This window comes from Nocardia sp. CA-136227 (genome assembly GCF_050955695.1).
Lineage (GTDB): Bacteria > Actinomycetota > Actinomycetes > Mycobacteriales > Mycobacteriaceae > Nocardia.
In genome coordinates this window covers 967,365-980,015 of sequence record NZ_CP192081.1, presented here as the reverse complement: position 1 = coordinate 980,015, position 12,651 = coordinate 967,365, and the positions used below count along the sequence as shown (strand labels likewise).

17 protein-coding genes are annotated in these 12,651 nt (G+C 65.9%); 1 reads left to right on the top strand and 16 read right to left on the bottom strand.

Annotation, left to right across the window (positions count from 1 at the left end):
• Nucleotides 1-7: 7 nt before the first annotated feature.
• The 4 genes from ACQP06_RS04500 to ACQP06_RS04485 form a co-directional block, all read right to left on the bottom strand.
• The gene (locus tag ACQP06_RS04500) at nucleotides 8-496 is read right to left on the bottom strand and encodes a YbaB/EbfC family nucleoid-associated protein (protein ID WP_357089079.1); all 489 of its coding nucleotides are present in this window, start codon (nucleotides 494-496) and stop codon (nucleotides 8-10) included.
• A gap of 6 nt (nucleotides 497-502) precedes the next feature.
• A complete protein-coding gene (locus ACQP06_RS04495; protein WP_357285181.1) occupies nucleotides 503-817 on the bottom strand; it encodes a hypothetical protein in 315 nt (104 codons plus the stop codon).
• Between the two features lie 110 nt (nucleotides 818-927).
• Entirely contained in the window at nucleotides 928-1,722 is a 795-nt protein-coding gene (locus tag ACQP06_RS04490) for an ESX secretion-associated protein EspG (RefSeq protein ID WP_433670659.1), read from the bottom strand.
• A complete protein-coding gene (locus ACQP06_RS04485; RefSeq protein ID WP_433670657.1) occupies nucleotides 1,719-3,797 on the bottom strand; it encodes a hypothetical protein in 2,079 nt (692 codons plus the stop codon). Before ACQP06_RS04485 ends, ACQP06_RS04490 begins: the two co-directional genes overlap by 4 nt.
• A 114-nt stretch (nucleotides 3,798-3,911) precedes the next feature.
• Between ACQP06_RS04485 and dtd the strand changes: the two genes are divergently transcribed.
• Nucleotides 3,912-4,355 (top strand): D-aminoacyl-tRNA deacylase, encoded by a 444-nt coding sequence (gene dtd / locus ACQP06_RS04480; protein WP_433670656.1) that lies wholly within the window; start codon nucleotides 3,912-3,914, stop codon nucleotides 4,353-4,355.
• A 17-nt stretch (nucleotides 4,356-4,372) separates the two neighbouring features.
• Here the strand turns inward: dtd and ACQP06_RS04475 are convergent, their stop codons facing one another.
• From ACQP06_RS04475 to rpsH, 12 genes are all read right to left on the bottom strand, one after another.
• Nucleotides 4,373-5,191, bottom strand: a complete 819-nt coding sequence (locus ACQP06_RS04475) for an SDR family NAD(P)-dependent oxidoreductase (RefSeq protein ID WP_433670655.1) — start codon at nucleotides 5,189-5,191, stop codon at nucleotides 4,373-4,375.
• 73 nt (nucleotides 5,192-5,264) lie between these two features.
• Complete coding sequence (locus ACQP06_RS04470; protein WP_433670654.1) at nucleotides 5,265-5,426, bottom strand: hypothetical protein; 162 nt, start codon at nucleotides 5,424-5,426, stop codon at nucleotides 5,265-5,267.
• Nucleotides 5,427-5,527: 101 nt separating this feature from the next.
• A complete protein-coding gene (locus tag ACQP06_RS04465) occupies nucleotides 5,528-7,030 on the bottom strand; it encodes a YncE family protein (RefSeq protein ID WP_433670653.1) in 1,503 nt (500 codons plus the stop codon).
• A gap of 108 nt (nucleotides 7,031-7,138) precedes the next feature.
• Nucleotides 7,139-7,939, bottom strand: a complete 801-nt coding sequence (gene map / locus ACQP06_RS04460) for a type I methionyl aminopeptidase (RefSeq protein ID WP_357089095.1) — start codon at nucleotides 7,937-7,939, stop codon at nucleotides 7,139-7,141.
• The gene (locus ACQP06_RS04455; RefSeq protein ID WP_433670652.1) at nucleotides 7,940-8,485 is read right to left on the bottom strand and encodes an adenylate kinase; all 546 of its coding nucleotides are present in this window, start codon (nucleotides 8,483-8,485) and stop codon (nucleotides 7,940-7,942) included. It abuts the gene before it with no gap.
• Entirely contained in the window at nucleotides 8,482-9,801 is a 1,320-nt protein-coding gene (secY, locus tag ACQP06_RS04450) for a preprotein translocase subunit SecY (RefSeq protein WP_357089100.1), read from the bottom strand. Before secY ends, ACQP06_RS04455 begins: the two co-directional genes overlap by 4 nt.
• Before the next feature lie 153 nt (nucleotides 9,802-9,954).
• Nucleotides 9,955-10,398, bottom strand: a complete 444-nt coding sequence (gene rplO, locus ACQP06_RS04445; RefSeq protein ID WP_357089102.1) for a 50S ribosomal protein L15 — start codon at nucleotides 10,396-10,398, stop codon at nucleotides 9,955-9,957.
• A 2-nt stretch (nucleotides 10,399-10,400) separates the two neighbouring features.
• Nucleotides 10,401-10,580, bottom strand: a complete 180-nt coding sequence (gene rpmD, locus ACQP06_RS04440; protein ID WP_040804320.1) for a 50S ribosomal protein L30 — start codon at nucleotides 10,578-10,580, stop codon at nucleotides 10,401-10,403.
• A gap of 1 nt (nucleotide 10,581) precedes the next feature.
• Nucleotides 10,582-11,226: a 30S ribosomal protein S5 gene (gene rpsE / locus ACQP06_RS04435; protein ID WP_379277994.1), complete on the bottom strand. Its 645-nt coding sequence runs from the start codon at nucleotides 11,224-11,226 to the stop codon at nucleotides 10,582-10,584.
• 31 nt (nucleotides 11,227-11,257) lie between these two features.
• The gene (gene rplR / locus ACQP06_RS04430; RefSeq protein WP_357089108.1) at nucleotides 11,258-11,665 is read right to left on the bottom strand and encodes a 50S ribosomal protein L18; all 408 of its coding nucleotides are present in this window, start codon (nucleotides 11,663-11,665) and stop codon (nucleotides 11,258-11,260) included.
• A 3-nt stretch (nucleotides 11,666-11,668) separates the two neighbouring features.
• Nucleotides 11,669-12,208: a 50S ribosomal protein L6 gene (gene rplF, locus ACQP06_RS04425; RefSeq protein ID WP_357089111.1), complete on the bottom strand. Its 540-nt coding sequence runs from the start codon at nucleotides 12,206-12,208 to the stop codon at nucleotides 11,669-11,671.
• Between the two features lie 14 nt (nucleotides 12,209-12,222).
• Nucleotides 12,223-12,621, bottom strand: a complete 399-nt coding sequence (gene rpsH, locus ACQP06_RS04420) for a 30S ribosomal protein S8 (protein WP_213558035.1) — start codon at nucleotides 12,619-12,621, stop codon at nucleotides 12,223-12,225.
• Nucleotides 12,622-12,651 lie beyond the last annotated feature (30 nt).

Here is a 12,651-nt window from a genome sequence, read left to right as displayed (position 1 = left end):
GGCGGTGTCACCATCCGGAATCGGTGGCCCCACCACGATTTCGCCGCGCGTCATCCGAATCCGGGTCCGCCGCACGACGTTCCGGCGCCTTGGGCGGCGCGGTCGACACCACCGGCGGTTCCGGGATCCGCAGCGCCTCCGACAGATCCGGCATGTCGGGCACCAGCTCCGACAGCCTGGGCAGCCGATTGCGGTTCTGCGACACCGGGGCCATGATCTCCCTGCTACGCCGCGCCACCTCGGCCGACGCCTGCTGCGCCGCCTCGGTCACCGCCTTGGCGATCTCCTGATAGTCGAGATCGTCGATGTCCGAGGCGAATTTGGTCTCGATCACCGTGCCATCGGCATTGACGGTGACCGTCACCCGCTTGCCGCGCACACTCGCGGACGCGGTGATCGCCGCCCGCTGCTGCTGCAACCCGGTGATGGTGCGCATCTGATCGCGGAAGTCGTCGAGAATATCCGAGAAGTCGGCCTTGGCCCGTTCATTCACCATGATCGGTCACTCGAACCCGTCGCCGTTGCCGTGATCCATCTTCTTCAACTCCGCGGCGGCCTTCAGCTGGCCGTCCGAGAAGTTGCCGAAGGTCCCGGCCATATTGTCCGCGCCCTCGATGATGTTCTTGCGGCTGGCGAGATACCCCTGCTCACCATCGGCGAAGTTGCCGCCGAGCGTGTCGTTCCCCCAGGGCGTTCCCCGCCCGTCGGCCGCGGAAGTCAGTGTGCTCACGACTTTTTCGATGCCGTCGCGCACCTTGTCCGTCCGACCAGCCGCCTTGGTCAACAGATCCTCGTAAGCTTCCAGCCGACCGCTCATGGGAGGAAACCCTGTCAGGCGTTGGCAACCAGGTAGTAGCCGGAAGCTGAACGGCGAGTGCCGATTCCAGTGGGGCACGGCGGTGCGGAACCGCCGCGCCCCTACCCGAATCACACGAATTCGTCCTGTTCACCACGGGATTCCATATGCTCGAGAATCCGCGCGATGCTGATATCGATGTAACCCGCGAGCTTTCGGCCGTCCATACCGGTCGCGAACTTCGACTCCTGGTCGTGATCGATCACATAGCGTCCGTCGCCGGGCAGGTCCCGCCACTCCAGCCGCGACATGGCGACACCCCGCGGACCGTACTTCGACCGGGCCTGCAGGATTTGCATCCGCCCGGCCTGATCGGTCGGGCTCGACAGAAAACGCAGGCCGGGCGTCTCGACGGATTCCTCGAAGCTGTCGAAGGCCGAAGCACGCGGCGCCTCATAGGGATCCACGGCCACCTGCTCGTCCACGATCGGGATCGCGGGCGACCGGCCGCCCGGCACCTCCGGAAGCTGCGCCACCAACAGTTGTGCCAACTCCTCCGGCTCACACTCGATCAGCGTGACACCGGTACTGTGCTCGAGCGACTCACCGGGCTGCTGCACGAGCACACAGGCGCGGCGACCACGACGGACCCCGTGCACCCGCACATACGCCTCCGGGTTGTCGAGGTCCGCATCGTTCCAGCCGTACACCACCACCATCACCTCGGGGTTGGCGACCGCTTCGAACACCGGCCGGAAGGTCGAGTCGAGTCGTTGATCGAGCTCGTCCTCCGCCGCCCACAGCTGCCGGCGATATTCGTCGGCATCACTTGTCCGGCAGGTGTACACGAACGGCGCGGGCGTCGAACCCTCCCGATACCGATTGCACAGCACCTTGAACTCGAGGTCGGTGAACTGCCAGGTCATGGCTCGACCACCGCGGACCCTTCAACGGCCGGCGCGGCCGGATGCGCGATCTCGCGGAAGAAGTCCACCACCTCGCGCACCGGGTCGGCACCGGCCGCGGACGCGGACGTGGCCACCGCGCCCTCGGCGGACCCTGCCGCCACACCGGCCTCCGGCATCACGAAACCGCTGTCGACACCAGCCCGCGGGCCGAACAGATTCGTCAGGCCCCCGAACGGATCCACCATCGCGTGACCCACCATCGGGGACGCAGCGGCACTGCCCATCCGAGCGGTGTCGCCGGGCAACCCGGCCGCGGGGGCGGCGGGCGCGGCAGGCGTGTCCGGGGTCAGACCGAGCAGGTGGGACAACTGCGACAGCTTCGCCGGGTCCTTCTCGATCGCCGCGAACGCGGAGGTCACCTTGTCCTCCGGCACACCCAGCAGATTCGCCAGCGTGGACATGTCGCTCGAGTGCACGGCGGCCTGCAACTGCTGGACCAATTGCGGCAACTGCTGCGAGAGCGTCGAGATGCCTTGGGTCATACCCGAAGCCAGCTGAGTCAGCGCACTGGTCAGCTGGGACGTGTCGGAGTTGCCCGAGCCGCTCGGTGAAGTGCCTTGTGGCGTATTCGTGTTGGGGTTGCCGCCGTTGCCACCGGAGCCGTTCGGGTTCGAACCGTTGGGGTTGTTCCCATTCGGATTCTGCTGATTCGGGTTCTGCTGGTTCGGCTTCTGCTGGTTGTTGTTGCCGTTCTTATCGTGCTTGTCGTTTTTGTTGTGTTGGTCGTTCTTCTTGTCGTGGTTGCCGTTCCCGCCACCCTGGTTGCCGCCACCCTGGTTGCCACCACCGTGGTTGCCGCCGCCTTGATTGCCGCCGCCCTGGTTGCCGCCGCCTTGATTGCCGCCGCCCTGGTTGCCACCACCCTGGTGATCGCCCGGCTTGTCCCCCGGTTTGTCCCCAGGCTTATCTCCGGGCTTGTCCCCAGGCTTATCGCCGGTCTTGTCTCCCGGCTTATCGCCCGGTTTATCTCCGGGCTTATCCGCCGGTTTGTCCGCCGGCGGGTTGACGACCGGCCAAGGCCCATCAACCGTTCGCGGCGACGGCACGCCGGGCAGTGCGCCGGCGGTGTGATCGAGGCCCTGGCCGTAGTGCTGCTCGTAAAGGTCGCGCTTGTGCTCGAGACTCTGATCGCCGACCGCGCGATCCGGATCCGGAGGTGTCGGGCTCGTCGGCATCACATGTTTGGTCCACAGCATCCAGCGGCTGACGTACCTCATGACTTGGGCCGAGTAGTCGAGAGTGTCGATCATGGGCTGGAAGTCCTCGTAATAGCGCTGCACCGCACTCTGCGCTCCCGCGGCGCCCTCACCGTGCCACTCGCCCTGCAGACCCTGCACTTCGGTCTTGAAGTTGTTGAGCGAGGTCTCGACGCGCGACTTCAACAGCTTGTACAGCTCATACGCGTTGTTGTAGGGGTCCGGGGACAGCGAGGTGCCGAGCGAGTACAGCATCCCCCATTGCATGAAGTTCTTGGTCTCCGCCGTGACCGAGACGGGATCCTTGGCCTTGCCCTTGTCCCCGACCCAGTTCTTCAGCTTGTCCGGGTAGTTGTCCTCGGCGGAGTTCGAGCCCGCATAGGGCGACGACTTGTGGGGAATGTCGATCTTCACGTCTTTCGACTGGTCCTTGGCGGGACCGTCCGGCGCTTTGGTGTTCAGGCGGCCCAACACTTCCGCCGACAGGTGGTCGGTATTGACGTAGGCCCGGCCCGCGGCGTTGAACGTCTCGATCATGTCCCGCAGAATCGCGACGTGGGTGGTCATCGCGTCCGAGTAGTGCTCGCCCATCTTCCCGAGCGCCGCGGCCAGCTTGCGCCCCGAGTCGAGATTGCCGATGTTGCCGACATATTTGAGATTGCCGTCGATGATCCCCTGGTAGTACAGCAGCTCTTCGATCAGCTTCGCCGCGGCTTTCGCGCCCTTCTCGGCCGCGCCCGGCTCGAACTCCAGCTTGCCGGTACCAGCCTTCTCCCACAGGCTCGGAAAAGCCGTGTGGTCCTTGCCCTTGTACTTCTCACTGTTGTCAGGTGCCATCGTTAACTACTGTCCACTCCGCCTTTGCCCGCTGAAGGTTCCAGCACAGCCTACGTTCGTGAACTCGCCATGGCGCGCAATGAAATTCACGGTCGATCTGCCAGGATGGTTGCCGTGCGGATACTGGTGCAACGAGCGAGCGCGGCGCAGGTGACGGTGGACGGCGAGGTGGTCGGGCGGATCGAGCCCGCCGCGCACGGTGCGCCGCACGGACTCGTGGCGCTGGTGGGCGTGACGCACACCGATACCGAGGCCACGGCGAAGGCGCTGGCGGACAAGCTCTTCCGGCTGCGGATTCTCGAGGGCGAGAAGTCCGCGGCCGATCTGGGCGCACCGGTGCTGGTCATCAGCCAGTTCACGCTCTACGCCGACACCGCCAAGGGGCGGCGGCCGTCCTGGAATCAGGCCGCGCCCGGCGCGGTCGCCGAGCCACTCGTGGAGGTTTTCGCGACGGCGCTGCGCGAACTCGGCGCGACCGTCGCCACGGGTCGTTTCGGCGCGCACATGCACGTCGAACTCGTCAACGACGGTCCGGTCACGCTGTTGCTGGAAGGTTGACTTCGCGCTGACGTGGGTCAGCGGAGCCAGTGGGAAGTGATGCCCGCGACGATGGAGCCGTCCAGATCCGAGAGGCTGGAGGCGACGAAGGAGCGGGCGAAGTCCGATGTCTGCCAGCGGAAGACGATCGGGTAGGCGGTGAGGGCGGACATGACCACAGCGGCCACCTGGTCGGCGGTCTGGCCGGTGGAGTAGGCGCTGCGCGTGCGGTTCATGTAGGCCTCGAGGGCGGGGGCGTACGGGCCCGCCTCCGCGATCGCGGCGGCCGGGTCGATGCGCGCGTTGGCGACGAATTCCGTTGTCACCGCGCCGGGTTCGATGATGCTGACGCCGACGCCGACGGTGGCGGCCACCGGTTCCAGGCTCTGCATGAAGCCCTCGACGGCGAACTTCGCGGCACAGTAGGCCTCGTTGAAGGGCTGGCCGACCGCGCCGCCGACACTGGTCACCGTCACCACGTGGCCCTTGGTGGCGCGCAGGTGCGGCATGGCCGCCTGGGTGACCTCGACGACGCCGAAGTAGTTGACGTCCATGGCGCGCCGGATCTCCGACATCGGCAGATGCTCGATCGTGCCGAACACCGAGACGCCGGCGTTGTTGACGACGGCGTCCAAGCGGCCGTAATCGGCGACGACGCCGTCTATGCACTCGGTGATCGAGGCCGAGTCCGTCACGTCGAGTCGGCGCACGTCGGCGCCGGTTTCGAGTACCGGGCCCGCCTTGTCCGGGTTGCGGAGAGTCGCGACCGTTCGGTACCCGGCCCGGACCGCCGCCGCGGCGACCGCCAGTCCGATTCCGCTGGAGGTCCCGGTGATGAGAACAACCTTCTCGGCCATTGCCCCATAGAACCAGGACGCGCGCCCGGCCCTCGGACGCCACGCCCAAGCCTCGGGCCCGGCTGCCGGTAGCTCAGGATTCGCGGGCTGGGGTCACCAAGGCGGCGATCAGACCGATGGCCCCCAGGACCAGGATCACGCCGGGCCAGAGCCAGCTGGTGGTCAGCACCAGGGCCAGCACACCGAGCAACAGGGTGAAGGCCGCCAGGACCAGGCTGCGGACATCGCGGTTCATGGCGTCACTTCCCGGACTTGAAGGAATTCCCTTGGCAGACAGCGCGAATGGAGACGGTGGCGGCGTCCAGTTCCTCGTCCTTGACCCACGCGCCAGCCGGATTACTGCGGGGGTGGGACGAACATGACCATGCCGGCCACGAAGGCGTATATGGCTCGCGATCGCGGATCGACGGCCGAACCAACGAGCAACTTCATGCCCGTCTCGATGGAGGCGTCGCTCAGCCGACGTTCCGCGAGTTCGACGATCAGCAGCTGGTAGCCGTCCCGACCATTGTCGGCGACATACGCGACGTGCCGCACGGGATCCACGCCGATCGAACCGGATGCGCCCACCACCCGGAGGGTGGCCTCGACGGTCCGACTCACGGTGTCGGCGAGACGGATCGCGTCACTGCCGACCAGGACGAGCGTATTCGCGGTGAAATCCGCCGCGATCCCGACCAGACCGGCATCCGGGACGGTGATCTGTCCCGCGACCTGGTTCGATGCCAGGTCGACCACGATGACGCCGTTCTCGCTCCCTCGCACCTGGTCGTAGCGCGAACCCGCGACATAGGCGACCCGGGTAGCCGGATCGATCAGCACTTCCCCGGCGGCCGTCCCGAGCTCGAACGACGCGGCCACGGTCGCGGACCGCGGATCGATCACCGAAAGCGTCGCTGCCGCATTGACGTTCACCGTCTTCGGGTCCAGCTGGTACCCGAGGAACCGCTCATTCGTGACGTACACCAGGTGGGTGCCCGGATCGACCGCCACACCCCGCCCTTCCGAACCGGTCTCGATCGTGGCGACCACGCCGTTCGTCGTGGTGTCCACCACCCACAGCACGGCCCGGATCGCGGCATGCGCATGACCCCGATCGCCCTGCCCCGCGACGTACAGCCGGTGCAGCTCCGGATCGAGTGCGATCCCCACGATCTCGTCCTGGAAGGAAATCGTGCTGACCACGGTGTGATTCGCGGTATCGACCACCGCTACGGACTTGGCCATATCGTCCGCCACGTACAGCCGTCCGTCCGCGCTGTCGACCACCCCCTGCTTGGACCCTGCCTCCCGCCCTACCTGGACCGTGGGGTAGTCCGGCGCGGCCCGCCGGTCACCACCACCCATGGCGACCACGACTCCGACCGTCACCACGATGACCACCAGGACCGCGAAAATGATCAACGGGAGATTCGATCTCGAGTTCGGCCGACCCACCGGACTCGTCGGCCCAGGACCCACGAACGGAACCGGCTGCGGCACTAACTGTTTCACACGCTGATCGGCGCACAGTGGCCGAAATGCCTGCTGTACCACCGGATTATGTGCGGCATACCCCGCGAGATACAGCGCATGGATGTCGTCCGGCGAGGTGATACCGGCGCCGCGCAGGACATCGACCGCGGCACTCACCACCGGCGGCAGGCCCGACTCCGTCAGATCCCCGGCGGAAACCGGTGGGAGCTCCCGAGAGTCGACCACCCGTGCCGAGCCATCCGCCGAGGCCGTCAGCAGCGCGACGGTCAACGCCGCCGAACCGAAGTCGATCACCGCGATCCGCGAACCCCCCGGGGCCGGAGCGATTCCGGTGGTCGGGCCGGACACATCGACACCCGTCAAGACAATCCCCTCCCCTGGACCACTGCGACCTCGATCGTAACCCGCGCAAACGACCGCACCCGCCTCGGCGAGGCCGAGGCGGGTGCGGAAGCGGATTGCGGCGGAGGGTTACTCCGGGCGCAGCGTGAGGATGCGGGGACCGTTCTCGGTCACCGCGACCGTGTGCTCCCAGTGAGCGGCGCGGGAGCCGTCATCGGTGACGACGGTCCAATGATCGTCCAGCTCATGGGTTTCCGTGGTGCCGAGGGTGAGCATGGGCTCGATGGCCAGGACCGAGCCGACACGCAGCTCGGGGCCCTTGCCGGGAGCGCCCTCGTTCGGCAGGAACGGGTCCATGTGCATCTCACGGCCGATGGCGTGGCCGCCGTAGCCGGAGACGATGCCGTACTTGCGGCCGTGCAGCTTCTCCGCGGCGTAGGTGCCCTGCTCGATGGCGTGCGAGACGTCCGAGAGCCGGTTGCCGGGGATCATGGCGGCGATGCCGGCCTCCATCGAGAGCTTGGTCGCCTCGCTGAGCAGGCGGTCCGCCTCGATGATGGTGCCGACGCCGAAGGTCCACGCCGAATCGCCGTGCCAGCCGTCGAGGATGGCGCCGCAGTCGATGGAGACCAGATCGCCCTCGGACAGGATGTCGCCCTTGGACGGGATGCCGTGCACCACACGGTCGTTCACCGACGAGCAGATCGAGCCCGGGAAGCCGTGGTAGCCCTTGAACGACGGGATCGCATTGGCCTCACGGATGACCTGCTCGGCCACCTCGTCCAGCTCCAGGGTCGAAACCCCGGGCTTGGCGGCGTCGCGCACCGCCACCAGCGCGCGGCCGACGATAGCGCCGGCCGCCGCCATGGCATCCAGTTCACCGGCGGTGCGGAAAGGCACCACCCGCTTGCTCTTACGGCCGAAGACCATTCAGCGACCCAGGGCCTTGAGCGCGTTCTCGTTGACCTCGGTGATCTCGCCGACGCCCTCGACCGACACGACCTGGCCGTCGTAGTGCACCAGCAGCGGCTCGGTCTCCTCGCGGTAGACGCGCATGCGGTTGCGGATGACCTCTTCGGTGTCGTCGCCGCGGCCACGGGCCAGCATGCGCTCGACCACCACGTCCTCGTCGACCACGAAGGACAGCACGGCGTCGAGCTCCTTGCCCATGCCCTTCAGCATCTTCTCCAGCGCCTCGGCCTGATCCACGGTGCGCGGGTAGCCGTCCAGGATGAAGCCGTTGACGGCGTCCGGCTCGGCGATCCGGGCCTCGACCATGCGGTTGGTCACGTCCGACGGCACCAGGTTGCCGGCGTCGATGTACCCCTGGGCTTCCTTGCCCAGCGCGGTCTGCTGGTCGATGTTCGTGCGAAACAGGGCTCCAGTGGAGATGTGCGGAACACCGAGCTTTTCCGACAACAGTTCGGCCTGGGTGCCTTTACCGGCGCCGGGCGGTCCGAGCAGTACGAGTCTCACTTCAGGAACCCTTCGTAGTTTCGGTTCATCAACTGGCTCTCGATTTGTTTCACGGTATCGAGGCCGACGCTCACAATGATCAGCACCGCGGTACCACCGAACGGCAGATTCGTCACGCCGCCGGAGGCTCCGATGCCGAGGAGCAAGTTCGGCAGAACAGCGACAGCACCGAGGTAGATGGAGCCGGGGAGGGTGATCCGGCTCAGGACATAGTTCAGGTAATCGGCGGTCGGCTTGCCCGGCCGGTAGCCCGGGATGAAGCCGCCGAACTTCTTCATCTCGTCCGCGCGCTCCTCCGGGTTGAAGGTGATCGCGACGTAGAAGTAGGTGAAGAACACGATCAGGGCGAAGTAGATCGCCACATAGACCGGGTTGCTCGGGTTGACCAGATACTTCTGGATCAGCTCCTGCCACTTGGCCGGATTGCCCGTGCTCTTCTGGGTCAGCTGCGCCAGCAGGTTCGGCAGGTACAGCAGCGACGACGCGAAGATCACCGGGATGACACCCGCCTGGTTGACCTTCAGCGGCAGATAGGTCGAGGAGCCGCCGTACATCTTCCGGCCGACCACGCGCTTGGCGTACTGCACCGGAATCCGGCGCTGGCCCTGCTCGACGAAGATGACGCCGACGATGACCACCAGGGCGGCCGCGCAGACCAGGGCGAAGATGCCCACACCGCGGCTGTCCCAGATCATCTTGCCCTCGGAGGGGATACGGGCGGCGATACCCGCGAAGATCAACAGCGACATACCGTTACCGATGCCGCGCTCGGTGATCTGCTCGCCGAACCACATGACCAGGGCCGCGCCCGCGGTCATGACCAGCACGATGATGATCATGCCGAAGATAGAGGTGTCGTCGAGAATGTCCTTGGGGCAGCCACGCAGCAGCTGACCGCGGGAGGCGAGCGCGACCAGACCGGTCGACTGCAGGATCGCCAGCGCCACGGACAGATAGCGCGTGTACTGGGTCATCTTGTTCTGACCCGCTTGACCCTCTTTTCGCAGTTCCTCGAACCGCGGGATCACGACGGTCAACAGCTGGATGATGATGCTGGCCGTGATGTACGGCATGATGCCGATCGCGAACACGGACAGCTGCAGCAGCGCGCCGCCGGAGAAGAGGTTGATCAGCTGGTAGATACCGGCGGAGTCACCGCCGTTGACCAGATTGACGCACTCTTGAACGTTCTTGTAACTGACGCCCGGCGAGGGCAGTGACGCACCGAGCCGGTAGAGCGCGATCAGTCCCAGCGTGAAGAGAATCTTCCGCCGTAAGTCCGGGGTCCGGAAAGCCGACACGAAGGCGGAAAGCACAGATCCTCCTGGCTAACGACATAGGTCAGGCCACGGAATCAGCGCAGAGTACGCCGAGATCCATGACGGTGTTGGCAGACAACACTTGAACTTTAACAGCGACACCGGGCGAGCCCGCGACTCGCCCGGTGCCATTGCTACTTCAGGTTACCGTCAGGCCAGCTCGGTGGCAGTGCCACCCGCTGCGGCGATCTTCTCCTTGGCGGAGCCGGAGAACTTGTCGGCCGAAACCTGCACGGCCACAGTGATTTCGCCCTCGCCGAGCACCTTCACGAGCTCGTTCTTGCGAACGAGGCCGTTGGCGACCAGCTCGGCCTTGCCGATGGTTCCGCCCTGAGGGAACACGCGGGCGATGTCACCGACGTTCACGACCTGGTACTCGGTGCGGAACGGGTTGGTGAAGCCCTTGAGCTTGGGCAGACGCATGTGAATCGGCATCTGACCGCCCTCGAAGCGGACGGGGACGTTCTTGCGAGCCTTCGTACCCTTGGTACCGCGGCCCGCGGTCTTACCCTTGGAGCCCTCACCGCGACCCACACGGGTCTTCTCGGTCTTGGCACCCGGGGCAGGACGCAGGTGATGCAACTTGATGGTCATGCTTAGACCTCCTCAACTTCCACGAGGTGGCGCACGACGTTGATCAGGCCGCGGTTCTGCGCGTTGTCCTCACGCGTCACGGACTGGCGGATCTTGCGCAGCCCGAGGGTGCGCAGCGACTCGCGCTGATTCGCCTTGGCGCCGATGCTGGACTTGACCTGGGTCACTTTCAGCTGTGCCATATCAGACTCCCTGTCCCGCGCGCGCACGCAGCATGCCGGCCGGGGCCACGTCCTCGATCGGCAGGCCACGACGGGCCGCGACCTCTTCGGGACGCTGCAGCATCTTCAGAGCCGCAACCGTGGCGTGCACGACGTTGATGGCGTTGTCGCTACCGAGCGACTTGGCCAGAACATCATGGATGCCGGCGCACTCCAGAACGGCACGGCACGCGCCACCGGCGATCACACCGGTACCGGGCGAAGCCGGACGCAGCATGACGACACCGGCAGCCGCCTCACCCTGAACCGGGTGGGTGACCGTGGAGCCGATCATCGGAACGCGGAAGAAGTTCTTGCGAGCCTCTTCGACACCCTTCTGGATGGCCGCGGGAACTTCCTTGGCCTTGCCGTAGCCGACGCCGACGAGACCGTTGCCGTCACCGACGATCACGAGGGCGGTGAAGCTGAAGCGACGACCACCCTTCACGACCTTGGAGACGCGGTTGATCGCGACGACGCGCTCGAGCTGGTTCTTCTCGGCGGCATTGTCCCGACGATTGTCGTCGCGACGGCCGCGACCGCCACCACGCTGATCGCGGTTGTCGCTGCCACTGTTCTGTCCGGCGGGACCGTTGCTTCCGCCGTCACGCCGCTGACGTCCCGGCATCAGACGTTCCCTTCGTTCGCAGTGTTGATCATCAGAACTTCAGCCCACCTTCACGGGCGGCGTCGGCGAGAGCCGCGATACGGCCGTGGTAGTCGTGACCACCACGGTCGAACACGACCGCCTCGACGCCGGCAGCCTTGGCGCGGGCGGCGATGAGCTCGCCGACCTTGGCGCCCTTGGCGGACTTGTCACCCTCGAGCGCACGCACATCGGCCTCGATGGTCGACGCGGCGGCAATGGTCTTGCCGGCCGAATCGTCGATCAGCTGGGCGTGCAGGTGGCGCGCGGAGCGGTTGACCACCAGGCGCGGACGCTCGGTGGTGCCGACGACCTTCTTGCGCAGACGGAAGTGACGACGCGTCTTCGACAGGCGGCGCGAGGTCGAGGCGTCCTTGCCGATCGGCTTACGAGCGGCCTTCTGCTTTTCGGTTTGTGCCATGGCTTACTTACCCGTCTTTCCGACCTTGCGGCGAACGACCTCGCCGGCGTAGCGGATGCCCTTGCCCTTGTACGGATCGGGCTTACGCAGGCCGTGGATCACCGCGGCGATCTGGCCGACCTTCTGCTTGTCGATGCCGGACACCGAGAACTTGGTCGGGGACTCCACCGCGAAGGTGATGCCCTCGGGGGCGTCGACCGGAACCGGGTGCGAGTAACCCAGGGCGAACTCGAGGTTCGAGCCCTTGGCCGCCACGCGGTAACCGACGCCGAAGATTTCCATCTTCTTCTCGTAACCCTTGGTGACGCCCTCGATCATGTTGCTGATCAGGGTGCGGGTCAGGCCGTGCAGCGAGCGGTTCTGACGCTCGTCGTTCGGACGAACGACCTCGAGCTCACCGGACTCCGCCTTGACGACGGTGATCGGCTCGGCGACAACGTGGGACAGGGTGCCCTTGGAACCCTTGACCGACACGTTCTGGCCGTCGATGGTCACCTCGACGCCGGCGGGAACCGGGATCGGCTTCTTACCGATACGCGACATTGTTCCTACCTCCCTTACCAGACGTAGGCGAGGACTTCGCCGCCCACGCCCTGCTGCTTGGCCTGACGGTCAGTGAGCAGACCGGAGGACGTGGAGATAATCGCCACGCCGAGGCCGCCGAGCACCTTGGGCAGGTTGGTGGACTTCGCGTAAACCCGGAGGCCCGGCTTCGACACGCGGCGCACACCCTGCAGGGAGCGCTCGCGGCTCGGGCCGTACTTCAGGTCGACGATCAGGTTCTTGCCGACGGGGGCGTCTTCGACGCGGAAGTCGGCGATGTAGCCCTCGCGCTTGAGGATCTCGGCGATGTTCACCTTGAGCTTCGAGTGCGGCGCCTTCACCTGATCGTGGTACGCCGAGTTGGCGTTGCGCAGACGAGTCAAGAAGTCTGCGATGGGATCAGTCATGGTCATGTGTTTGACCGGTACCTTTCTCGCCGCGGT

Coding starts and splice junctions, on each gene's coding strand:
- ACQP06_RS04500 (WP_357089079.1), bottom strand. CDS start 496: ATGGTGAATGAACGGGCCAAGGCCGACTTCTCGGATATTCTCGACGAC.
- ACQP06_RS04495 (WP_357285181.1), bottom strand. CDS start 817: ATGAGCGGTCGGCTGGAAGCTTACGAGGATCTGTTGACCAAGGCGGCT.
- ACQP06_RS04490 (WP_433670659.1), bottom strand. CDS start 1,722: ATGACCTGGCAGTTCACCGACCTCGAGTTCAAGGTGCTGTGCAATCGG.
- ACQP06_RS04485 (WP_433670657.1), bottom strand. CDS start 3,797: ATGGCACCTGACAACAGTGAGAAGTACAAGGGCAAGGACCACACGGCT.
- ACQP06_RS04475 (WP_433670655.1), bottom strand. CDS start 5,191: ATGGCCGAGAAGGTTGTTCTCATCACCGGGACCTCCAGCGGAATCGGA.
- ACQP06_RS04470 (WP_433670654.1), bottom strand. CDS start 5,426: ATGAACCGCGATGTCCGCAGCCTGGTCCTGGCGGCCTTCACCCTGTTG.
- map (WP_357089095.1), bottom strand. CDS start 7,939: ATGGTCTTCGGCCGTAAGAGCAAGCGGGTGGTGCCTTTCCGCACCGCC.
- rplO (WP_357089102.1), bottom strand. CDS start 10,398: ATGACCATCAAGTTGCATCACCTGCGTCCTGCCCCGGGTGCCAAGACC.
- rpmD (WP_040804320.1), bottom strand. CDS start 10,580: ATGGCACAGCTGAAAGTGACCCAGGTCAAGTCCAGCATCGGCGCCAAG.
- rpsE (WP_379277994.1), bottom strand. CDS start 11,226: ATGCCGGGACGTCAGCGGCGTGACGGCGGAAGCAACGGTCCCGCCGGA.
- rplR (WP_357089108.1), bottom strand. CDS start 11,665: ATGGCACAAACCGAAAAGCAGAAGGCCGCTCGTAAGCCGATCGGCAAG.
- rplF (WP_357089111.1), bottom strand. CDS start 12,208: ATGTCGCGTATCGGTAAGAAGCCGATCCCGGTTCCCGCCGGCGTCGAG.
- rpsH (WP_213558035.1), bottom strand. CDS start 12,621: ATGACCATGACTGATCCCATCGCAGACTTCTTGACTCGTCTGCGCAAC.